At 64.3% G+C, this 21522-nt stretch carries 20 protein-coding genes, 1 tRNA gene and 1 pseudogene; 17 read left to right on the forward strand and 5 right to left on the reverse strand.

Annotated elements, in window-relative coordinates; all coding sequences use genetic code 11:
* The first annotated feature begins 37 nt into the window (after window positions 1-37).
* The 7 genes from rapZ (at window position 38) to secG (ending at window position 6767) form a co-directional block, all read left to right on the forward strand.
* The gene (rapZ, locus tag QZ149_RS05700) at window positions 38-1033 is read left to right on the forward strand and encodes an RNase adapter RapZ (protein ID WP_291450340.1); all 996 of its coding nucleotides are present in this window, start codon (window positions 38-40) and stop codon (window positions 1031-1033) included.
* Entirely contained in the window at window positions 1033-2037 is a 1005-nt protein-coding gene (gene yvcK / locus QZ149_RS05705; protein ID WP_291450341.1) for a uridine diphosphate-N-acetylglucosamine-binding protein YvcK, read from the forward strand. The genes rapZ and yvcK overlap by 1 nt, the downstream gene beginning before the upstream one ends.
* Before the next feature lie 46 nt (window positions 2038-2083).
* Complete coding sequence (gene whiA / locus QZ149_RS05710) at window positions 2084-3067, forward strand: DNA-binding protein WhiA (RefSeq protein ID WP_291450342.1); 984 nt, start codon at window positions 2084-2086, stop codon at window positions 3065-3067.
* 206 nt (window positions 3068-3273) lie between these two features.
* Window positions 3274-4281, forward strand: a complete 1008-nt coding sequence (gene gap, locus QZ149_RS05715) for a type I glyceraldehyde-3-phosphate dehydrogenase (RefSeq protein ID WP_009647756.1) — start codon at window positions 3274-3276, stop codon at window positions 4279-4281.
* Window positions 4282-4388: 107 nt separating this feature from the next.
* Window positions 4389-5579: a phosphoglycerate kinase gene (locus QZ149_RS05720; protein ID WP_009647761.1), complete on the forward strand. Its 1191-nt coding sequence runs from the start codon at window positions 4389-4391 to the stop codon at window positions 5577-5579.
* A gap of 3 nt (window positions 5580-5582) precedes the next feature.
* Complete coding sequence (gene tpiA / locus QZ149_RS05725) at window positions 5583-6359, forward strand: triose-phosphate isomerase (RefSeq protein ID WP_009647772.1); 777 nt, start codon at window positions 5583-5585, stop codon at window positions 6357-6359.
* A gap of 162 nt (window positions 6360-6521) precedes the next feature.
* Window positions 6522-6767 carry a preprotein translocase subunit SecG gene (gene secG, locus QZ149_RS05730; RefSeq protein ID WP_009647776.1) on the forward strand — a complete coding sequence of 82 codons (246 nt, stop codon included), beginning with the start codon at window positions 6522-6524 and terminating at the stop codon, window positions 6765-6767.
* A 210-nt stretch (window positions 6768-6977) separates the two neighbouring features.
* Here the strand turns inward: secG and pgl are convergent, their stop codons facing one another.
* From pgl to tkt, 4 genes are all read right to left on the reverse strand, one after another.
* Entirely contained in the window at window positions 6978-7721 is a 744-nt protein-coding gene (pgl, locus tag QZ149_RS05735) for a 6-phosphogluconolactonase (RefSeq protein ID WP_291450344.1), read from the reverse strand.
* Window positions 7722-7726: 5 nt separating this feature from the next.
* Entirely contained in the window at window positions 7727-8668 is a 942-nt protein-coding gene (locus tag QZ149_RS05740; RefSeq protein WP_291450345.1) for a glucose-6-phosphate dehydrogenase assembly protein OpcA, read from the reverse strand.
* Window positions 8665-10191: a glucose-6-phosphate dehydrogenase gene (zwf, locus tag QZ149_RS05745; RefSeq protein WP_009647757.1), complete on the reverse strand. Its 1527-nt coding sequence runs from the start codon at window positions 10189-10191 to the stop codon at window positions 8665-8667. Before zwf ends, QZ149_RS05740 begins: the two co-directional genes overlap by 4 nt.
* A gap of 165 nt (window positions 10192-10356) precedes the next feature.
* Window positions 10357-12441 (reverse strand): transketolase, encoded by a 2085-nt coding sequence (gene tkt, locus QZ149_RS05750; RefSeq protein WP_291450346.1) that lies wholly within the window; start codon window positions 12439-12441, stop codon window positions 10357-10359.
* A gap of 131 nt (window positions 12442-12572) precedes the next feature.
* On the opposite strand from tkt, the gene QZ149_RS05755 reads away from it, so the two are divergent.
* Genes QZ149_RS05755 through cmk form a run of 7 tightly spaced genes read left to right on the forward strand, consistent with a single transcriptional unit; the run spans window position 12573 to window position 18499 of the window.
* Window positions 12573-13523, forward strand: a complete 951-nt coding sequence (locus QZ149_RS05755; RefSeq protein ID WP_291450348.1) for a site-specific tyrosine recombinase XerD — start codon at window positions 12573-12575, stop codon at window positions 13521-13523.
* A gap of 14 nt (window positions 13524-13537) precedes the next feature.
* Window positions 13538-14401 carry an AAA family ATPase gene (locus QZ149_RS05760; protein WP_291450350.1) on the forward strand — a complete coding sequence of 288 codons (864 nt, stop codon included), beginning with the start codon at window positions 13538-13540 and terminating at the stop codon, window positions 14399-14401.
* Window positions 14385-15260: a ScpA family protein gene (locus QZ149_RS05765; protein WP_291450351.1), complete on the forward strand. Its 876-nt coding sequence runs from the start codon at window positions 14385-14387 to the stop codon at window positions 15258-15260. The genes QZ149_RS05760 and QZ149_RS05765 overlap by 17 nt, the downstream gene beginning before the upstream one ends.
* Window positions 15253-15813: an SMC-Scp complex subunit ScpB gene (scpB, locus tag QZ149_RS05770; protein WP_291450353.1), complete on the forward strand. Its 561-nt coding sequence runs from the start codon at window positions 15253-15255 to the stop codon at window positions 15811-15813. The genes QZ149_RS05765 and scpB overlap by 8 nt, the downstream gene beginning before the upstream one ends.
* Window positions 15810-16559 (forward strand): pseudouridine synthase, encoded by a 750-nt coding sequence (locus QZ149_RS05775; RefSeq protein WP_009648962.1) that lies wholly within the window; start codon window positions 15810-15812, stop codon window positions 16557-16559. Before scpB ends, QZ149_RS05775 begins: the two co-directional genes overlap by 4 nt.
* Entirely contained in the window at window positions 16556-17743 is a 1188-nt protein-coding gene (locus QZ149_RS05780) for a prephenate dehydrogenase (protein ID WP_291450355.1), read from the forward strand. Before QZ149_RS05775 ends, QZ149_RS05780 begins: the two co-directional genes overlap by 4 nt.
* A 27-nt stretch (window positions 17744-17770) precedes the next feature.
* Window positions 17771-18499 carry a (d)CMP kinase gene (gene cmk / locus QZ149_RS05785; RefSeq protein WP_291450356.1) on the forward strand — a complete coding sequence of 243 codons (729 nt, stop codon included), beginning with the start codon at window positions 17771-17773 and terminating at the stop codon, window positions 18497-18499.
* A 148-nt stretch (window positions 18500-18647) separates the two neighbouring features.
* On the opposite strand, the gene QZ149_RS05790 is transcribed toward cmk, so the two are convergent.
* Window positions 18648-19223, reverse strand: a complete 576-nt coding sequence (locus tag QZ149_RS05790; protein WP_291450358.1) for a hypothetical protein — start codon at window positions 19221-19223, stop codon at window positions 18648-18650.
* Between the two features lie 232 nt (window positions 19224-19455).
* On the opposite strand from QZ149_RS05790, the gene QZ149_RS05795 reads away from it, so the two are divergent.
* The 3 genes and pseudogenes from QZ149_RS05795 to QZ149_RS05805 all read left to right on the forward strand — a co-directional run.
* Window positions 19456-19532 (forward strand) — tRNA-Pro (locus QZ149_RS05795).
* Window positions 19533-19848: 316 nt separating this feature from the next.
* Window positions 19849-20964, forward strand: a complete 1116-nt coding sequence (locus QZ149_RS05800; protein ID WP_291450359.1) for an IS1249 family transposase — start codon at window positions 19849-19851, stop codon at window positions 20962-20964.
* A 90-nt stretch (window positions 20965-21054) separates the two neighbouring features.
* Window positions 21055-21522: pseudogene (locus QZ149_RS05805) on the forward strand (hypothetical protein); the annotation flags it as partial.

Here is a 21522-nt window from a genome sequence, read left to right on the forward strand (position 1 = left end):
ATCCCCACGCACTCACCGCACTCCCAAGGAGGACATCATGACCGACCACGCACCAGGCGGCGCGCCCCGACCGACCGACGCCACGGCCTCGTCCACGAGGGAGGAGAACCCGCGCACCTTCCCCGAGGGCATCCCCGTGCGTGACGCCGCCCGTACGCGCTTCGAACCCCGCGCATCCAACGAAGTCCTCATCATCACCGGCTACTCGGGTGCCGGACGAACCGGTGCCGCCCGTGCCCTAGAAGACCTCGACTGGTACGTCGTTGACAACCTGCCCCCGACGATGCTTCCCGCGCTGGTCGGCATGATGTCGAACGACCCCGCAGCCGGCGTGCACCGCCTGGCCGTCGGTGTCGACGTGCGCTCGCGTACCTTCTTCCGCACCCTGGACGTCACTCTCGAAAAGCTCAAGGGCGCGGGCATTGTCTACCGCGTCATTTTCCTTGAGGCCAGTCCCGAAACCCTTGTGCGCCGCTACGAATCCAATCGACGACCCCATCCCCTCCAGGGTGCCGGCACCCTCATGGATGGCATCAAGGCCGAAAAGCGCCTCCTCGCGCCCCTGCGCCGCGCAGCCGACGAGGTCATCGACACCTCCGACATGAGCGTCCACGATCTCACGCGCCGCATCCGCGACATCGTGGCGGGGGAGCAACGCCCCCTCCAGGTCGCCGTCGAATCCTTCGGATTCAAGCACGGCCTGCCCCTCGACGCCGATCACGTCGTCGACGTGCGCTTCCTGAAGAACCCCTACTGGGTTGATGAACTGCGTCATCTCACTGGAAAAGACCAGGCCGTGGCCGACTACGTTCTCTCCCAGCCCGGCGCACGCGATTTCGCTCTGGGCTATGCGGATCTTTTGGCCCCCATGCTCGTCGGCTATCTGGCAGAATTGAAGCCATTCGTCACGATTGCCATCGGATGCACGGGCGGAAAGCACCGCTCCGTTGCCTGCGCCGAGGCCATCGCCAAGCGCCTGCGCGAGCATGGACATTCGGTGCGCGTCATGCACCGCGACATTGGGAGAGAGTAATGCCCTATCTTGATGCTGCTGGCTGGGTTCAACGAGGAGAATCCGGCCAGTCCATCGTCGCCCTCGGTGGCGGACACGGCCTGTCCGCCACCCTGAGGGCCCTCCGACATATCACCCGCGCCCTGACGGCTGTCGTCACCGTCGCCGACGACGGCGGCAGTTCCGGTCGCCTCCGCCAGGAAATGGCGATCCTGCCCCCGGGCGACCTGCGCATGGCCTTGGCCTCCCTCTGTGAAGAATCCGAATGGGGACTCACCTGGCGCGACGTCATGCAGCTGCGCCTGGACACGACCGGTCCCCTCAATGGACACGCGCTCGGTAATCTGATCATCTCTGGACTCTGGCAGCTCCTCGACGACCCGGTTGAAGGACTCGACTGGGTCGGGCGCCTGCTTGGCGCGCAAGGTCGTGTCCTGCCCATGGCGACCACCCCCATCGATATTGAAGCCGACATGAATGACGGCGGACGCTGCTACGTCGTTTCCGGCCAGTGCAAGGTCGCCATCGCGCCGGGCACCGTTGAGCATGTGCGTATCACCCCCGAGGCTCCCGAGGTTCCCGCCGCCGTCGTCGACGCCATCTCCGAGGCCGACTGGGTCGTCTTGGGTCCCGGCTCCTGGTACACCTCCGTTATCCCGCATCTGCTTGTCCCCGAGATTAACCGAGCTCTGGCCACGACCGACGCACACCGCGCGCTCGTGCTCAATCTCGCCCGCCAGCGCGGCGAAACCGACACCATGTCCACAGCAGACCACGTGCGTGTTCTGCGCGAATACGCGCCTGCCCTCAAACTCGACGTCGTCGTCGCCGACCCCACCGCCTGTGACGACATTGACGACCTGATCGTTGCCTCCGAGGAGTTGGGTGCCCGCGTGCTCCTGCGCCAGGTGCGCACCGGTGACGGTGCCCCGCACCACGACCCCCTGCGCCTCGCCGCAGCGCTGCGTGATGCGTTCGACGGCTTCCTCGGTGAGGTCGGCCAGGCCGAAACGTGGTTACCTTAGAAGCTGTTGCCCGCTGACAAACGACATCACATCGCTGGGAGAATCAGTGTCCCTGACATCAGACATGAAGGACGAGCTCGCGCGCGCTATCATCACAACCCCTTCCGAGGTAGCCGCCGAAGTGAGCGCGACGCTGCGTTTCGCAGGGGGACTCCACCTCGTGGGCGGGCGCATCCTCGTCGAGGCTGAGCTCGACTCACCCGTGGCCGCCCGTCGCCTTCGGGGCTACCTCCAGGCCCTCTATAACGCCGAGTCTTCCGTCGTCGTCGTTTCCGGTTCCTCCCTGCGCCGAGGCAAGCGCTACGTCGTGCGCGTCGTCCACAAAGCAGACGAGCTTGCGCGCATGACCGGCCTGGTCGACTCCATGCGCCGACCCGTGCGCGGGCTTCCTCCCGTCCTCGTCGCGTCGGGCACAGCCGAAGCCGCAGCCATCTGGCGTGGTGCATTCCTTGCTCGTGGCTCCCTCATGGAACCCGGACGCTCCTCTTCCCTCGAAATCACGTGCCCTGGTCCAGAGGTCGCTCTCGCGATGGTCGGCTGTGCACGCAAGCTCGGGGCAGCTGCTCGCTCGAAGGAAGTACGCGGTACCGACCGCGTGTCCGTCCGCGATTCGGACGCAATCGGAACCCTGATTTCCGCAATGGGGGCACCTCAGACCTTTGAAGCCTGGCAGGAGCGCCGCGAACGTCGCGAGGCCCGAGGCAGTGCCAATCGATTGGCCAACTTCGACGACGCGAACCTGCGCCGCTCCGCCCGAGCTGCCGTCGCCGCCGGCGCTCGCGTCGAGCGCGCCTTCGAGATTCTTGGGGATGACGTGCCCGCCCACCTGCTCGAGGCGGGAACCCTGCGCCTCCAGTACAAGCAGGCCTCCCTCGAGGAGCTTGGCAAGCACACGAATCCGCCCCTGACCAAGGATGCTGTCGCGGGGCGAATCCGCCGCCTCCTGGCCCTTGCCGACAAGGTCGCACACGAACGAGGTATTCCCGATACAGAATCCGCGCTCACCCTCGACATGCTCGAAGAAGACTAAAGATTTCGCCTCTGTTACGTTCGTCCCAGTTCAAACGAGAATTACCCCACGTGCGAATTTCTAAATTGGGGTGTGACAGAGTCCGCTTTCGGGTGTAAATTAGGAAGTGCTGGAACCGCAGAAACCTGCGGGCCGGGCTGGCAACCCGCACGCCCGGTTGCATCGAAAACCGTGCCCTGTAAGGGGCACGAGCAGGAGGAACCATAGTGACCACCCGCGTTGGCATCAACGGCTTCGGCCGCATCGGCCGTAACTTCTTCCGCGCCGCCCTCGAGCAGGGCGCGGACATCGAGATCGTCGCCGTGAACGACCTGACCGACAACAAGACCCTCGCTCACCTGCTGAAGTACGACTCGATCACGGGCCGCTTCCAGGGTGAGGTCTCCTACGACGACGAGGGTATCGTCGTTGACGGCAAGCACATCAAGGTGCTCGCTCAGCGTAACCCCGCCGACCTGCCTTGGGGCGAGCTCGGTGTTGAGGTTGTCGTTGAGTCCACCGGCTTCTTCACCGACGGTGAGAAGGCCAAGGCTCACATCGAGGCTGGTGCCAAGAAGGTCGTCATCTCCGCTCCCGCGAAGAACGTCGACGGCACCTTCGTCATGGGCGTGAACGAGGCCGACTACGACAACGCCACGATGAACATCGTGTCGAACGCCTCCTGCACGACCAACTGCCTTGCCCCCCTTGCCAAGGTTCTCGAGGAGAATTTCGGCATCGAGCGCGGCATCATGACGACCATCCACTCCTACACGGGTGACCAGCGCGTCCTCGACGCCCCCCACAAGGATCTGCGTCGCGCCCGCGCCGCGGCCCTGAACATGATCCCCACCAAGACCGGTGCTGCCCAGGCCGTCGCCCTGGTTCTGCCCGCTCTTGCCGGCAAGTTCGATGGCCTCGCCGTCCGCGTCCCCACCCCGACCGGCTCCCTGACCGACCTCACCTTCATCGCGAAGAAGGAGGTCTCCGTCGAGGCCGTTAAGGCTGCCGTCAAGGCCGCCGCTGAGGGTGAGCTCAAGGGTGTTCTGAAGTACACCGAGGATCCGATCGTCTCCTCCGACATCGTGGGCGACCCGCACACCTCGATCTTCGACGCCACCGAGACCAAGGTCATCGGCAACCTCGTCAAGGTCCTGTCCTGGTACGACAACGAGTGGGGCTACTCGAACGCTCTCGTTCGCCTCACCGCCCTCGTCGGTTCCAAGCTCGCCTGAGAGCACTGACGACACAGCCATGAGCTGACAGTGAGATGCCCGTGCACGCACGTGCACGGGCATCTCGCACACCACCTTCGTTTTCTTTCCACCGAAAGGATTCCCCCATGAGGACTATTTCCTCCCTGGGCGACCTGCGCGGCAAGCGCGTCCTGGTCCGTTCCGATTTCAATGTTCCCCTCAAGGACGGCGTCATCACCGACGATGGTCGCATCCGCGCGGCGCTGCCGACCCTTAAGACGCTGACCGATGCCGGTGCCAAGGTTGTCATCCTGGCCCACCTCGGCCGCCCCAAGGGCAAGGTCGACCCCGCATTCTCGCTGGCCCCCGTTGCCAAGCGCCTCGCCGAACTCTCCGGCGTGAAGGTCACCCTGGCCACCGACGTCGTCGGCGAGTCTGCCGCTGCGACCGTTGCAGCCCTCGGTGAGGGCGAGATCGCCCTGCTCGAGAACGTCCGCTACGACGCCCGCGAGACCTCCAAGGTCGACGAGGAGCGCGAAGAACTGGCCCGTGAGTACGCCAAGCTCGGTGACGCCTTCGTCTCCGACGGCTTTGGTGTCGTCCACCGCAAGCAGGCCTCCGTCTACGACATTGCTAAGCTGCTGCCCTCGGCCGCTGGCCTGCTCGTTCTCAAGGAGATCGAGTCTCTGTCCAAGGTGACTGGCGACCCCGAGCGCCCCTACGGCGTTGTTCTCGGCGGTTCCAAGGTCTCCGACAAGCTGGGCGTCATCGCCAACCTGCTGAAGAAGGCTGACATGCTCTTCATCGGCGGCGGCATGGCCTTCACCTTCCTGGCCGCACAGGGCTACTCGGTTGGTAAGTCCCTGCTCGAGTCCGATCAGATCGACACCGTCAAGGGCTACATTGCTGAGGCCGCTGAGCGCGGCGTCGACCTGGTCCTGCCCGTCGACGTTGTTGTTGCCCCCGAGTTCTCGGCTGATGCGCCCGCGACCGTCGTCAAGGTCGACGCTATTCCCGACGATCAGATGGGTCTTGACATCGGTCCCGAGTCCCAGAAGCTTTTCGCCGACAAGCTGGCCACCGCCAAGACCGTCGCCTGGAACGGCCCCATGGGCGTCTTTGAATTCGAGGCATTTTCCGGCGGCACCCGCGCCGTCGCGGAGGCCCTGTCCAAGGGCTCCATGTTCTCCGTCATCGGTGGCGGCGACTCCGCCGCCGCCGTGCGCCTGCTCGGCTTCGACGAGAACACTTTCTCCCACATTTCCACTGGCGGTGGTGCCTCCCTCGAGCTCCTCGAGGGCAAGGTTCTGCCCGGTATCGCAGTTCTGGAGGACTGACTCATGGCACGTACCCCCCTCATGGCCGGCAACTGGAAGATGAACCTCGACCACCTCGAGGCCAACCATCTCGTTCAGGGCTTGGCAATGGCACTGTCCGATGCAGGACATGACTACTCCAAGTGCGAGGTCCTAGTCATCCCGCCGTTCACCGACATCCGCACCGTCCAGACCATCGTTGATGCCGACGAACTCAGCATCAAGTACGGTGCGCAGGACGTGTCGATCCACGACAACGGTGCCTACACCGGCGAAATCTCCACTGAGATGCTCAGCAAGCTCGGTGTCACCTACGTTGTCATGGGCCACTCGGAGCGTCGCGAGTACCACAATGAGTCCGACGAACTCGTCGGCGCGAAGGCTCGCAAGGTCTTTGACGCGGGCATGACCCCGATCCTGTGCTGCGGCGAGGCCCTCGAGGTCCGCAAGGCTGGCACCTACGTTGAGTTTGTGCTCGGCCAGATCCGTGCCGCCCTCGCCGGCTGGAAGGCCGAAGAGGTCGCCAAGATCGTCATCGCCTACGAGCCTATCTGGGCCATCGGCACCGGCGAGACCGCCTCTGCGGAGGACGCCCAGGAAGTGTGTGGTGCTATCCGCGCCGCCCTGGCCGAGGACTTTGGTGCCGAGACCGCTGAAGCGACCCGCATTCTGTACGGCGGCTCCGCTAAGCCCGGCAACATCAAGGAGCTCATGGCTCAGCCCGACGTTGACGGTGGTCTCGTCGGCGGCGCATCCCTCAAGGCCGATTCCTTCGCCGCCATGGCGAACTTCTACGCCTGAGAGAAGCTAACGCTCCTCGCCATCCTCACCACGTGAGGCGGATCTAACGGGAGTGAGGTGGGGTCAACCGGTGTGCCGGTTGGCCCCACCGTCATTCTCCGTTACACTTATGATGTATGTGCCTCAAATTGGGGCGTGACCGCGATAGAAATTGGACCCACAGTGACCATTCTGAACAACGTGCTGATCGTGCTGATTTTCCTGACCAGCATCCTGCTCACCCTGACCATCCTGATGCACAAGGGGCAGGGTGGCGGTCTGTCGGATATGTTCGGTGGCGGCATCTCCTCGTCGGCCGGCTCCTCCGGTGTCGCTGAGCGCAACCTGAACCGCATCACCATGGGGACGCTGTTCATCTGGCTGGTGTGCATCGTCGGCTACGCGCTGCTGGCGAAGTACGGTCGTTGATCGTCAATGATCGATATCGTTTCCTGACTCCCCACCATCGCGTGGGGAGCCAGTTTCATTTGTTCTTAACGCCGCGAGCCGCGTCAGTTCCTGAACGCGTTTTCTTCTTCCTTTTCTGTTCGTCTATTCTCGGTGTGGCATCCGCCCAATTCGATGTATGGCAGAGGCGGGATCGCAATGATCCCGCCTCCTTATTTGTCTGCAGATCCCCTATGGGAGAGCAATCTGCGAAGCTGCCGCCTCGTCCAGGTAGACGCGCGTCGTGGGGGAGAGGATGCCCGCGACGGGCAGGGCGAGGGCAGATGCTCCCGCGAAAGCCGCGCCGAGGGCCGAGGCCTTGGCCGCTCCAGCAGTCGTCAGCCACACCTCGGGGCAGGCCTGCATAACCGGCATGGAGACGGTGACGCGCTCGGGCGGAGGCTTGGGGGAGTTGCGAATCGCCAGGATGGGGCTGATCTCGTCGGGGTCGATCCGACCCGGGAAGAGCGAGCAGATGTGCCCATCGGGACCCATGCCGATGAGCGCGATGTCGAAGGAACGCTGACCCATCACGTCGGTCCACGTGGCAGCGAAGGCAGCACGGGCCTCGTCGAGGGATCCACCGCCCGGTGCCCAGCTATCGGAGGTCGGCATGCGCATGAACTCCACGCCTGTGGCCGCGTGAAAGAAGCCCTCCCATGCCTGGTCGTCGTTTCGCTCCTTGTCTCCAGCGGGCACGTAGCGCTCGTCAACCATCCACACGCGCACGCGCGACCAATCGACCTCGCCGACGCGGGGAAGCAACGACGGAAGCAGCGAGGACGTTACCGCGCCACCGGAGAGAGCAAGGTTGATCCGTGCGGGTGCCTCCGCCTCGCCGATGAGCATGCGCAGGCGCGCGAGGAAAGCCTCACCGACCGACTCGTTCAATGTGTCGACTGTCGGGCGGACCTCGAGCGTGTGAACGGTGAGCATGTCAGTCAGCCCTCCGCCCTGTACTCTGCGAGGCGGGGCAGCTCCGTCGTGAGCAGCTCACCGTAGTAGACGTCGGGATCGAGGCGGCGCAAGTCCTCCATGAGGGAGTCCTGCACGGAGCGGCGCGCCAGGTTCACGTTGCGATCCTCGAGACCCGGGCGCGAGAGGCGTGCAACCGAGGAGGTGGCGCTACGCGAGAGGGACACGGTTGTATCGTCGTCGAAGAAGAAGGTGATGTCCGTGATCGTGTGCGCCGAGGCGTCGACGACGCGCTCGACGGGCACGCCCAGCTGGTGATGGAGCCACGCGGCCACCAGGAAAGGGGAGGGGTGCGTCGCGTTGCCGGCCACGCGGATCGACGCCGGAAGGTGGTCGAAGTCTTCGGCGACGGCTGCGAGCAGCGCACGCCACAGAGTGACGCCCGCCCACGCCAGGTCCGTGTCGCCGGGAGTGTAGACGGCTGACAGAGCCGAGAGCGTTTCCATCGGGCACGGCGTTGCGCGCGAATCTGTGATGCGCTTGGCAGCCAGGCGACCCAACGGGTGCTCGCCCGGATTCTCCGGCGGGGTCACCGGCCAGTAGGTAACGACCGGCGTATCCGACTGGAGCAGCGGCATGACGAGGGAATCGATGTTCGATGCTGCCTCGCCGCGCGGCTCCAGGATGATGATGTCCGACAGGCCTGCCGCATCTCCGACGCGGATCTGGGCGTTCAGGCGTGCGTCACCTGAACTTGATTCGGGCTCCACGATGACGATGACGCGGCACGGGTGCTCGCGCGAGACTGCGTCCGAAATTTCGATCGCATTGTCGACGTCAATCAGGTCGGGTACGCAGATGAGGAGTGTGAGGACGCGGCTGAGGGCCGCAGCGCCACGCTCGTCGCGCAGCTCCACGATGCGCGACGCCACCTCGGCGGATGTGGTGTTCTTCAGGGTGATGATCACGGGAGCCTCCAGAAACGGCCGTCTCGGGCCAGCATGTCGTGCGCGGACTGGGGACCCCACGTGCCCGGCGCGTAGGGTTCGGGCTGGCCCTGGGTCTCCCAGAAGGACAGGATCGGGTCGAGGATCTTCCACGAGGCTTCGACCTCGCGCTGATGCGGGAACAGGGGAGCGGACCCGACGAGCGCGTCGAGGATGAGACGCTCGTAGGCCTCGGGTGAGTCCTCGGTGAACGCATGGCCGTAGGCGAAGTCCATCGTGACGTCGCGCACCTGCATCGAGGTGCCCGGGACCTTCGCGCCAAGCTTGAGGGTCAGGCCCTCATCCGGTTGGACGCGGATGACGAGCGCGTTCTGAGCAGACTCGCTGAGGGCCGAGTTGCCGAAGGGCACGTGGGCGGAGCGCTTAAAGATGACGGCGATCTCGGTGACACGCTTACCGAGGCGCTTGCCGGCGCGCAGGTAGAAGGGAACGCCCGCCCAGCGGCGTGTGTCCACGAAGAGCTTGATCGCGGCGAAGGTATCGGTCGTCGAGTCGGCGGGGATGCCGTCCTCCTCGAGGTAACCGCGCACCTGGGCACCGCCCTGCCAGCCGCTCGCGTACTGGCCGCGCGCGGTGTCGATGGCCAGGTCCTCGGGCAGGCGAACAGCCGAGAGGACCTTTTCCTTCTCCGCGCGGATTTCCTCAGGAGTGAAGTGGACGGGTTCCTCCATGGCGGTCAGCGCCATGAGTTGGAGCAGGTGGTTTTGGATGATGTCGCGGGCAGCGCCGATGCCGTCGTAGTAGCCGGCGCGCGTGCCGATACCGATGTCTTCAGCCATCGTAATCTGCACGGAATCGACGTAGTTGGCCTTCCACAGCGGCTCGAACATGGCGTTCGCGAAGCGCATCGCCATGATGTTCTGGACGGTTTCCTTGCCCAGGTAGTGGTCGATGCGGAAGACGTCTTGCTCGTCGAAGATCTGTGAGATGACGTCGGAGAGTTCGCGCGCCGACTCGAGATTGTGCCCGAATGGCTTCTCGATGATGACGCGTCGCCACTCTCGGCCCTGGCGCTTGTTGAGGCCTGTGTCGGACAGATGCTTGGCAACGACGGGGAAGTAGGACGGCGGGATCGACAGGTAGAAGGCGTGGTTGCCGCCGGTGCCGCGCACGCTGTCGAGTTCGGCGACTGTGTCGGCCAGGCGGCGGTAGGCCTCGGGGTCGTCGAATGTGCCGGACACGAAGCGCAAGCCTGAGCGCAGCTGGTTCCACGTCCCCTCGTTAAAACCGGTGCGGGTGTGAGCTTCAATGGAGGCGCGCACGTATTCCTCGAAGTCCTGCGGACTCCAGTCTCGCCGTGCGAAGCCGGTCAGCGAGAAAGCGGGGTGGAGCAGACCGCGATTGGCGAGATCGTAGATGGCGGGCAGGAGCTTTTTGCGCGCGAGGTCACCGGTGATGCCGAAGATGACGAGGCCGCAGGGTGGTGAAATGCGCGGAAGCCTGCGGTCTTGGGGATCGCGCAGGGTGGGAATCTCGTTGCTCACGAGGTAACGCTCCGTTCGCTGGGAATTGGGACGAGGCCGTGGCTCCTTCCGGAACCTCGCGCGGTGTGCGCGGGAGCCGGGGCAACCCACTATGTCTACGAGAATAGGGCTGCTGGCGCGCGAGTGCGCGCCAGCAGCCCTTGGTCAGATCAGGTGACTAAAAAGTCACGACCGTGCGGCCTCGATGGATTCCTTCGCGGCGGCGGTCACGTGCTCGGCGTCGATACCGTACTCCTTGAAGAGGAGTTCGCCGGGAGCCGAGGCACCGAAGTGCTCGATGGACACCGCGCGACCAGCGTCGCCGATCCAGCGGTACCAGGGCAGGGCCAGGCCGGCCTCGACGGAGACGCGGGCGCGCACCGACGGGGGCAGGACTGTGTCGCGGTATTCGCGATCCTGGGCCTCGAACCAGTCGAGACAGGGGACCGACACGACGCGGGCAGCCACACCCTCGGCAGCCAGGGCTTCGCGTGCCTCAAGAGCGACGGACACCTCGGATCCCGACGCCATGAGGATCACGTCGGGCGTGCCCTCGGTATCGGCCAGGATGTAGGCACCGCGCGCTAGGTCCTCGGTGGTGGCCAGACCGGTGCCTTCACCACGAGCGGGGTTAGGCAGGTTCTGGCGCGACAGGATAATGGCGGCGGGGTGGGACTGCTCGAGGATCGCCTTCCAGGAGGCTGCCGTCTCAGCCGCGTCCGCAGGGCGCACGACAGCGAGGTTCGGGATCGCACGGTAGGAAGCCAGGTGCTCGATCGGCTGGTGGGTCGGGCCGTCCTCGCCCACGCCAATAGAGTCGTGTGTCCACACGTAGGTGACCGGCAGATCCATGAGTGCGGCCAGGCGCACGGCACCGCGCATGAAGTCGGAGAACACGAAGAACGTCCCGCCATAGGGGCGGGTCAGGCCGTCAGCGGCGATGCCGTTAAGGGCTGCGCCCATCCCGAACTCGCGCACTCCGAAGTGCAGGTTGCGACCGAACTCGTTTCCGGAGAAAGCCGACGAGGACCGGTGCACGGGGAGGAAGGAAGGCTCTCCCTTCATGAAGGTGTTGTTCGAACCGGCGAGGTCGGCGGAGCCACCCCATAGCTCGGGCAGCACCGGAGCGATCGCGTTGAGCACCTGGCCGGAGGCGGCACGGGTCGCCAGCGCCTTGCCCTCTTCGAAGGTAGGCAGCGAGGCTTCCCAGCCTTCGGGCAGGCGGCCGGCGGAGAGACGATCAAGCAGTGCGGCACCCTCGGGGTTGGCTGCCTTCCAGGCATCGAAGCGAGCGTCCCAGTCCTTGCGGTACTGTGCCGCGCGGGCGGCGGCGCGGGCGCGGACCTCGTCGACGAGGGCAGCGTCGACGTCGAACATCTTCTCGGGGTCCGCACCCAGGGCGACCTTGAGGCCCGACAGGGCTTCGCTGCCGAGCTTGGCACCGTGAATGCCGCCGGTGTTCTGCTTACCGGGGGTGGGCCAGCCAATGATGGTGCGCAGTGCGATGAGTGAGGGCTTCGTGGTCTCGGCCTTGGCGGCCTCAAGAGCCTCATTCAGAGCGGCGGTGTTCTCCTCGTAGGATCCGTCCTCGCCGAGCCAGTCGACGCGTTGAACGTGCCAGCCGTAGGCCTCGTAGCGGGCCAGGACGTCCTCGTTGAAAGCAATGGAGGTGTTGTCCTCGATAGAGATGTGGTTGTCGTCCCAGATGACGGTGAGGTTGCCAAGTTCCTGGGTGCCAGCCAGCGAGGAGGCTTCGGCGGACACACCTTCTTCGAAGCAGCCGTCGCCGGCGATGACGTACACGTTGTGGTCGAAGACAGACTCGCCGAGCGGGGTGTTGGGATCGAGCAGGCCGTGGACGCGGCGGGCATTCATGGCGAAGCCGACGGCGGAGGCGATGCCCGTGCCAAGCGGACCGGTCGTGATCTCAACGCCCTTGGTGTGGCCGTATTCGGGGTGGCCAGGTGTCAGGGATCCGGCGGTGCGCAGCTTCTTGACGTCGTCGAGCTCGAGGCCGAAGCCTGTCAGGTAGAGCTGGACGTACTGGGTGAGAGACGAGTGACCAGCGGAGAGGATGAAACGGTCACGGCCGATCCATCGAGGATCGGCCGGATCGACGTTCATGACCTTGTTGTAGAGGAGGTACGCGGCGGGTGCGAGCGAAATGGCGGAGCCGGGGTGTCCGGATCCGGCTTGCTCGACGGCGTCTGCCGCGAGGAGCTTTGCGGTCTTCACAGCTGCATCATCAATATGGTCCCATTGAAGTGTCACGTCGGCCTCCAGCCGTATATAGGCCCCAACATCGGGGAAAGGAAATGGTTACCGGGTCACATATTAGCGAAAATGTACGAACGCGCATAGGGATTGCGCACATTTGTTGGAATCTCGCTTACTCTGTCGCTATGACCTCCCTCGAAGCAGCCGTGAACGAGTGGGTGGACTATCTTCGCGTCGAGAAAGGCGCGTCTGCTCACACTGTTTCCAACTACCGCCGCGATGCGTTGCGTTATGCCCGCGACCTGGGTGAACGCGGCGTGGTCAGTCTCGCTGACGTGAATGCGCGTGACATCGAGGATTACACGATGAGGCTCGCGTCAGGGGAGGTGACCGGAAGTCCCGCAGCGGCCTCGTCGGTCGCCCGTGCCTCGGCAGCGATCCGAGGCCTGCATAAGTATGCGCTCGCGGAAGGCCTCGTAGGGGTCGATCCAGCAGCCCAGCTGCGTGCGCCGCGCCAAGGACGTCACCTGCCTAAAGCCTTGACGGTTGACGAGGTTGGCCGCCTCCTTGACGTCGCCCACGCGGACGACTCACCCATCGGCCTGCGCGACTGCGCGCTGCTGGAGCTGCTCTATGCGACGGGCGCGCGCGCGTCAGAAGCCGTGAGCCTGAGCGCGGACGACCTCGACCTCGACGGGGATGTGCCCGTCGTACGCTTGTTCGGCAAAGGCCGCAAGGAACGGATCGTGCCCGTTGGTTCTTTCGCGGTCGAGGCCGTGGAAGCCTACCGGGTACGCGCTCGTCCCGCCCTGGCTGCGCGAGGCCGGGGGGCCACCGCGTTCTTCCTCAACTCCCGGGGCGGCCCGCTCTCGCGCCAGAGCGCATGGACCGCTATCCGGCGAGCAGCCGAGGCCGCGCAGCTGGGGGAGAGAATCTCCCCCCACACGATGCGTCATTCATTTGCCACCCATCTCCTCGAAGGCGGCGCGAGCGTGCGCGAGGTACAGGAGCTGCTGGGGCATGCCTCGGTGGCAACCACGCAGATATATACGGCGGTGACCGCCGCAGCTCTGCGCGAGGTTTTTACACTCTCGCATCCCCGGGCGCGTGGCACCAACGAGATACCCGACCAATGACCTAGGATGGTGACGTGACCGAGAATTCGCATCCGACGCTGACGAACGATCTGCCCGACGGACAGATCGATTTTCCTGTGCCCGCGCCCCTGATGGGCCACGGACCCGCACGCGTGATCGCGATGTGTAACCAAAAGGGTGGCGTCGGTAAAACGACGACCACGATTAACCTGGGTGCCGCGCTGGCTGAGTACGGTCGCCGCGTGCTGATCGTTGACTTCGATCCGCAAGGTGCCGCATCCGTGGGCCTGGGGATTAATACCCTCGACATGGACCAGACCATCTACACGCTGCTCATGAACCCGAGGGCCGACGTTCACGCGACAATCTGCCAGACAGCAACGGAAAACCTGGATATCCTCCCGGCGAATATCGACTTGTCCGCAGCCGAGGTCCAGCTCGTGAACGAGGTCGCGCGTGAGAGTGCCCTGGCCCGCGTGCTGCGCCACGTGGAGGCGGAGTACGACGTTATCCTCATTGACTGCCAGCCCTCGCTGGGCCTGCTTGCCGTGAACGCGCTGACTGCCGCGCATGGCGTCATCGTGCCTGTGGAGGCCGAGTTCTTCGCGCTGCGCGGCGTGGCCCTGCTGGTCGAGACCATCGAGACGGTGCGTGATCGCATCAACCCGCGTCTGAAGATCGACGGTATTGTCGCGACGATGGTCGACCTGCGCACGTTGCACTCGCGTGAGGTTCTCGAGCGCCTGCAGGAAGCCTTTGGTGATCTCATCTTCGACACACGCATCGGGCGAACGATCAAGTTCCCGGACGCGTCCGTCGCGACGGAACCCATCATCTCCTACGCGCCCCACCACGCGGGAGCGCACGCGTACCGCCGACTGGCGCGTGAAATCATCGCCCGTGGCGACGCTGCCTGACACGATCGAGGTTCAGGGGGAGTTCGAGCTTTTCGCCGTTTCCCTCCCCGTCTTCGAGGGGCCTTTCGACCTGCTCCTGTCGCTCATTGCGCGCAAGAAGCTCGACATCACCGAGGTGGCGCTCGCCCAGGTGACGGACGAATTCATCGCCTTCATGAAGGCGTCTCCTGACCTGTCTCGTACGACGGAGTTCCTGGTGGTCGCCGCGACTCTCCTCGACATGAAGGCCGCGCACCTGCTGCCTCGTTTTGAAGAAGACGAGCAGGCGAGCGATGCCGACCTGGAGGCCCGCGATCTGCTGTTTTCCCGGCTCCTGCAGTACCGCGCCTTCAAAGAGGCCTCGAAGGACCTTGGCGAGCGCATGAAGCACTTCGAGGCCTACGTGGCGCGCGACGTCCCCCTGGAGCCGCATTTCGCGACCCTGCTACCCGAACTCGCGTGGATTACGAGTCGGCAGGACCTCGCACGCCTAGCCGCCGACGCACTCACCGCCTCGGTACCCACCGTCCAGGTTGGGCACCTGCATGACCCGGTTGTGCCCGTGCGTGAACAGGCACGCGTCGTAGCGACCGCCCTCGCGGCGGAGGGACAGATGACGTTCCATGACCTCGTTGCCGACGCTGCGACGCGCGCCGTTGTCGTCTCCCGCTTCCTGGCATTGCTGGAACTCTACCGGCGTGGTGTTGTCGAGTTCGCCCAGGACGAGGCCCTGGGAACCCTCACGATCACGTGGACTGGGACCGATGCGGAGATCGACATCGACGTGGATGACGACGTCGGTCAGGCGAGCACGGGCGGGGCCACGGCCTCGTCGGTGGATGAGGAATCCGCACCGGAAGGAACCGATACCGATGAGTGAGCACGACCTGCGCGCTCCGATTGAGGCGATTCTCATGGTCACCTCCGAACCCGTGACACCCGAGGACCTGGCAGTCGCGCTGGGAACGGAGGTTGCGGACGTCGAGGCAACGCTGCGCGCCCTGGCGCGCGAGTACCTGGGAGATGGTGGTGCCCGAGTCCGCGGCTTCGAGCTGCGCGAAGTGGCGGGCGGCTGGCGCATCTATTCCGCGCGCGCCTACGCCGACGTCGTCGGACGTTTCGTTGTCGGCTCCTCCCACGCGCGGCTCTCACAAGCCGCACTCGAAACGCTGGCGGTCATTGCCTACCGCCAGCCGATCTCGCGCGCTCGGATCGCCCGTATCCGCGGCGTCAACGTCGATGGCGTCGTGCGCACCCTCCTTGCCCGAGGACTCGTGGAAGAGACAGGTACGACACCGTCCGGGGCGCGCCTATACGGCACGACTGGTGAGTTTCTTGAGAAAATGGGGATGACGAGCCTGTCGGAGCTGGTACCCTTGGCACCTTACTTGCCGAGCGCCGATGCGCTGGATGAATTGGAGGAAGAACTATGAGGGCTAACCCTTACACCGAGGGGGGCGTGCGCCTGCAGAAGGTACTCGCCCAGGCCGGCGTCGCGTCCAGGCGCGCGTCCGAACAGATGATCGCGGATGGCCGCGTGAGCGTCGACGGCACGGTCGTGCGCAGCCAGGGCGTGCGGGTTGACCCCGCAACGCAGGTCATTCACGTCGACGGCGAGCGCCTGATTCTCGACGAAACGAAGCACATCGTGCTGGCCGTCAACAAGCCGATTGGGACCGTCTCTACGATGAGTGACCCGGAGGGACGCCCCTCGATTGCCGATCTGATCGCTGATTACCCCGAGCGCCTCTACCACGTGGGTCGCCTCGACATCGATACGTCCGGTCTGCTGCTGCTCACCAACGACGGCGAGCTGGCGAATCGCCTCACCCACCCCAAGTATGAGATCCGCAAGACCTACGTGGCGCGCCTGCACGGCGACGTGAAGCCCGGCGTCAAGCGTAAGCTCATGAACGGTATCGAGCTGGAGGACGGCCCCATCAAGGTTGATGCCTTCCGCATCGTTGACACCTACGGCGACATCACGACCGTTGAGATCGTCGTGCACGAGGGCCGCAACCGTCTGGTGCGCCGCATGATGGAGGCCGTCGGCTACCCCGTGCGTGAACTCGTGCGCACCGGCTTCGGCCCAATCTCCCTCGATCACCTCAAGCAGGGCACGACTCGCCGCGTCAAAGGCAATGCCTTGACAGCGCTGTACGGGGCCGTCGGCCTGTGAGCGCACCCACGCGCGTCGTCTCCACGGTCGGTCCGGTTCTTATCATCGGTTCGGGCCTCCTGGGTGCATCCCTCGGCCTGGCGTTGCGAGCCGGGGGAGTGCGCGTCTACCTCGAGGACGCGTCGCCGACTTCTCTGCGCCTTGCATCCGACGTGGGCGCGGGAGTCGCCTTCGGTGACGCTATCGACGAGGCCGGGGTGGCCTACGCGGATGCGGGAACGGATGCGCCCGGTTACGAGGCTCCGCGCATCGTTGTGGTGGCTACGCCTCCTGACGTTGCTGATCGTGTCATCGTGGATTCTCTCCTGCGTTTCCCAGGAGCGATCATCACGGACGTCGCCTCGGTGAAGGACACCGTCGTCGCCGACGTGCTCGCGACGCTTGAGGAACGCGGCCTGGAGGACGCGGCGTGCCGGTACGTGGGATCCCACCCGATGGCTGGCCGCGAGCGCTCCGGTGCTGGTGCGGCCGACGCCGACCTGTTTTACGGACGGCCGTGGGTTATCGTGGCGCACGAGACGACGTGGCCGCGCGCGCTGCTGGCCGCGCGCGCTCTCGCGACGGACGTGGGTGCCGTGCCCCTGGAGATGAACGCGGGGACGCACGACCATGCGGTGGCGCTGGTGTCTCATGTGCCGCAGCTGGTGTCTTCAATGCTGGCGGCACGCCTCGTGGATGCTCCAGCGCAGGCACTCGGTCTGGCCGGGCAAGGGTTGCGCGATACGGCGCGCATTGCGGCGTCGGATCCTCGCCTGTGGACGGCGATTCTGGCGGGGAACGCGGGGCCGGTGGCCTCGATTCTGCGTGAGCTACGCGCTGACCTGGACGATCTGCTGCACCACTTGGATGCGGCGGCCGAGCTGGGGCCGCTGCGCGGCGGCAGCGTTGGCGCGATCAATCGCGTCATGACGGCCGGAAACCAGGGCGTGGCACGTATCCCCGGCAAGCACGGCGGTGCCCCCTCACGGTACCGTGAGGTCGAGGTGCTCATCCCAGACGAGCCGGGTGCCCTCGGTCGTCTGTTCAGCGAGCTAGGCGAGGCCTCGATTAACATCGAAGACCTGGTTCTTGAGCACTCTGCGGGCGCGCAGGCCGGCGTCGCTCGCGTCATGATTGATCCGGCGGTCGCTGACCGCTGCGCCGCAGGCCTGCAGGAGCGGGGCTGGCGGCTCATCACCCATTAGAACAACCTTGATGAGGAGAATGAACGGATGAACGACACGCTGCGTCAGGATGCGATCTCGCACGTTGGTATCACCATTGCGATCGATGGCCCTGCGGGTTCGGGTAAGTCCACGGTGTCCAAGGAACTGGCGTCGCGACTGGGCATCGGTTATCTCGACACGGGGGCGATGTATCGCGCGCTGACGTGGTACGTGCTGGACCGCGGCATCGACCTCGAGGACACGGACGCGGTCGCCGCAGCTGCCAACGAGATGCTTCTGCGCCTGCAGTCCGATCCCGCCGACCCGCACGTGTGGGTGGGGGAGACCGAGGTGACCGCCGCGATCCGTGAACCCCGCATCGCCTTGGCGATTAAACACATCTCCACGAATCTGAAGGTGCGCGCATGGATGGCTGCAGAGCAGCGTCGTCGCATGATGGAGGCACGTCAGCAAGGCTCTGGCATGATCGCCGAGGGGCGCGACATCACGACCGTCGTGTGTCCGGATGCAGACGTGCGTATCCTGCTGCTGGCTGACCAGGAGGCGCGTCTGCGTCGGCGCACCCTGGAGCTCTACGGTGACGCGACGGAGGAGCACATGGAGATTGTGCGCGCCCAGGTTGAGGGCCGCGACAAGGCCGACTCCGCCGTCTCCGAGTTCATGACCGCCGCGCCCGGCGTCGAAACAGTCGACTCGACCGGCCTGGACATCACCGGCGTGTGCGAGGCAATTCTGGCCTACGTGGATGAGGATCTGGCCGCTCGCGAAGCCTGAGCGCATAACGTCAGTGAGGGGTCCGAGCGTATCGCTCGGACCCCTCGACATTGTTGTTTGCGGACTGAGGGTCGTTTATGTCGGTGTCGTTCGACACGTCCTCATCGTATTTCCATCGGTTGTGGGCGGGCCGGGTGAGGGGCGCAGTCTAGCGATAGGTGGGCGGGTACTGGCCGTAGCCCTGTCCGCCCTGCTGGGGCGGATAGTATCCCTGCTGGCCGGGAGCGCCCCCATCCCCGTAGCCGGTGTTTGGCATCGTCGATGTGCCACCGCCGTTCGGCTGGTAGGGCATCGCTTGCGCTCCGGAAGGAACCCCACCGTTGTAGGCGGGGGTGACCGCGCCATACTGAGGCCCAGCGGGACCTCCGTAGGCGGGAGGGTTCTGTTGCAGTCGCCCCTGTGCAATCCGGCTACGCCTGCGACGGTTGTATACGTTCCAGACGCACAGGCCGATAAAGATAATCACCGAAATCGTCCCGAAAACCGGGTCGCTGCTTCCTCTTCCTCCGTGGTAGCGGAAGCGCCTCGTGGGCGCGAGAACGTTGTGGGACGAGGCCGGGGCTGGGCTCACCGAAACGGCGTCGGTCTGCGGGGCGACTGACGCGACAGCAACGATGGTACTAGCGGAGGTCGGCGCGGCCTGCACGGGCAGCGTAGGGACAGCAAGTGCCATCGTGCCGATGACGCATGCTGCGGCGAGCGAGAGAAAGCGACGGGATGTCATGGAGGCAGTTCCTTCCAATGGAACAACGGCAAATGGGATCCAGCGACAGTGTAGACCCATGCCTATGGGCACTCACCGTATTCCGACGGACGATACTGGTTCGTACGTGCCGTGTGCAGGATGAGACCACGGAACCATCACGATCCTGTGTCGCGGACCACTCTGCTCGGTTTGCGCTCGATTCGAAAGGTGCGCTATAGTTCTACAGGTCGCTGCGGCGACGAACTAAATACGGGCTGTGGCGCAGCTTGGTAGCGCACTTGACTGGGGGTCAAGGGGTCGTGGGTTCAAATCCCGCCAGCCCGACCAATGAATCCCGTAGCTTTAAGGCTGCGGGATTTTTTAGTTTCAGTTAATGCTGACTGACTTCAGCTCACAAATATTAGCTACCTATTGATATCTACTGTCGACGACCTTAGTAATACTGATGGTGCAAGGTGGGGGTTAAAGGACGAAAAGAGTTGGTCTGAGCCCGACTTTTCGGCTTTGTGGTGCGGGAAAGTCTGGTTCAAAGTTGTTGGGGGCCAACTTTGAGGGTGGACAAAATGTGTTGGTGAGACGTCGACTTTTCGGCTTTGTGGTGCGGGAGAGTGGGTGTCAAAGTTGGTAGTGGCAGATTCGGTGAGTGAACATCTCGAAATGCGATTCCTGTGGCAGGAAGCTGATCCGGTACGGACTGTCGAAATCGGGCAAGCAGAGGTGGCATTGCACCTCGTGCCACTCAACTGGCGTGCAGCGGATTGATACCTCGGCCAAGCATCTGGGTGAGTTTCTTGCCTGGCTGCTCAGCGGTAATCGGCAGGCGGATATGCCAGGTGGGGGCAGGTCGTTTCGCAGGCGATGCCAGAGCCTGTGGGAGATCTGGCCCCTCGCCCCGGTGGTGGATCAGGTGCATGAGGTCGTGTTCGTTGACGGGATCCACCTGGGCCGCAAAGCGGTCGTCTTGATTGCTCAGTCCCGGGATTTCATCTTGGGCTGGTATGTGGCACGCAGTGAGAACTCGCGCGCCTGGGAAGCGCTCATGAACCGGATCGCCCCACCAGACGTGGTGGTGACGGATGGGGGCAGTGGCTTCGAAAAAGCCCGCAAGAAAGCCTGGCCGAACACGCGGGTCCAGCGGTGCACCTTCCACGCGTTCGGGACCATCAAACAAGCCACCACCATTCGCCCCAAGCTTGCAGCCTCCAAGGAACTGTACGGCTTGGGCAAGCAGCTCTTGCACGTGAAAGACCGAGAGCAAGCGGCCTCATGGATAGACACCTACTTGGACTGGTGCAAGCGCTGGGAGGGCTTCCTCGCGCAGAAGACCAAGAGGGACGATGGCGGGTGGGAATACACGCACGAACGACTCGTGCGGGCCCGCAACAGTGTGAATCGGCTCATCGGAGCCGAGGTGTTGTTCACCTACACCGACCCCCAGTTTGAGGGGGCGTTGCCGGCGATGAACAACCAGATCGAAGGCGCGACCAACGCGCCCTTGCGTCAACTGTTGCGGGACCACCGGGGAATGCGGCTGACCCGCCGGATCAAAGCGATCTTCTGGTGGTGCTACATGCACACCGAAAACCCGCTCCCACCAGCCCAGATCCTCAAAATCATGCCCACAGACACCCAGATTGAAGCCCAATGGGAACACGCCTCGCGCACACACCCCGCAGCCGGTGTCATCCCCAGATGGGGCGACGCCATCGCCTGGCACGACCTCCACCACACAAGCCCCCACCGAAACAACTGGGACTAACCCTCCACCAACTCTTTTTGTCCTTTAACCCTGCCAGTAAGTAGTGGCAAAGGCTTTCGCAGCGAACCATAAAAGCGTTAAAGTGATGCCATGCACAAAGAAGTGAGTTCAGACTCCATTTCAGAATCATCAGCCCAGAACGCGCCTGAGCCTAGCTGCAAAACTAGCTGCATTGGCGACGTCGCCGGTACCAAAACTTCAGCAGCTTTCAGCTGCCCCGCCCAAGCACCCCTAGATTCCAGCCTTTTCACCTCCGCTACCTGGCGTCTTAACGCCGGCGAGGCTAGCGCCTTAATCGCCGCCCGGGGCGCGGTGGTTTTGGACTGGAACTGCGCAGGCGTGCCGGTAATTGATGGTTACAGCGACCAAGCCGATATGGAAAGCGGTGCGGGCTGCCGCTGCGCCGTCATGGCCCCCTGGTCAAACCGCATCCAAAACGCCCGCTACGCCTGGATGGGGCAGGAATACGATCTTGGCCCAGCCCCTGACGGTAGCCGCGAAGCCAACCACGGCCTGATGCTAAACACCGATTTTGAGCGCATCGACGACGGCCAGGAC

Source organism: Actinomyces sp. ICM47 (assembly GCF_905369875.1).
GTDB lineage: Bacteria > Actinomycetota > Actinomycetes > Actinomycetales > Actinomycetaceae > Pauljensenia.

Excerpts from the sequence above, each read along its gene's own strand:
- rapZ (WP_291450340.1), top strand. The coding sequence starts at position 38 with ATGACCGACCACGCACCAGGCGGCGCGCCCCGACCGACCGACGCCACG.
- yvcK (WP_291450341.1), top strand. The coding sequence starts at position 1,033 with ATGCCCTATCTTGATGCTGCTGGCTGGGTTCAACGAGGAGAATCCGGC.
- QZ149_RS05720 (WP_009647761.1), top strand. The coding sequence starts at position 4,389 with ATGAGGACTATTTCCTCCCTGGGCGACCTGCGCGGCAAGCGCGTCCTG.
- tpiA (WP_009647772.1), top strand. The coding sequence starts at position 5,583 with ATGGCACGTACCCCCCTCATGGCCGGCAACTGGAAGATGAACCTCGAC.
- pgl (WP_291450344.1), bottom strand. The coding sequence starts at position 7,721 with ATGCTCACCGTTCACACGCTCGAGGTCCGCCCGACAGTCGACACATTG.
- QZ149_RS05755 (WP_291450348.1), top strand. The coding sequence starts at position 12,573 with ATGACCTCCCTCGAAGCAGCCGTGAACGAGTGGGTGGACTATCTTCGC.
- scpB (WP_291450353.1), top strand. The coding sequence starts at position 15,253 with ATGAGTGAGCACGACCTGCGCGCTCCGATTGAGGCGATTCTCATGGTC.
- QZ149_RS05775 (WP_009648962.1), top strand. The coding sequence starts at position 15,810 with ATGAGGGCTAACCCTTACACCGAGGGGGGCGTGCGCCTGCAGAAGGTA.
- cmk (WP_291450356.1), top strand. The coding sequence starts at position 17,771 with ATGAACGACACGCTGCGTCAGGATGCGATCTCGCACGTTGGTATCACC.
- QZ149_RS05790 (WP_291450358.1), bottom strand. The coding sequence starts at position 19,223 with ATGACATCCCGTCGCTTTCTCTCGCTCGCCGCAGCATGCGTCATCGGC.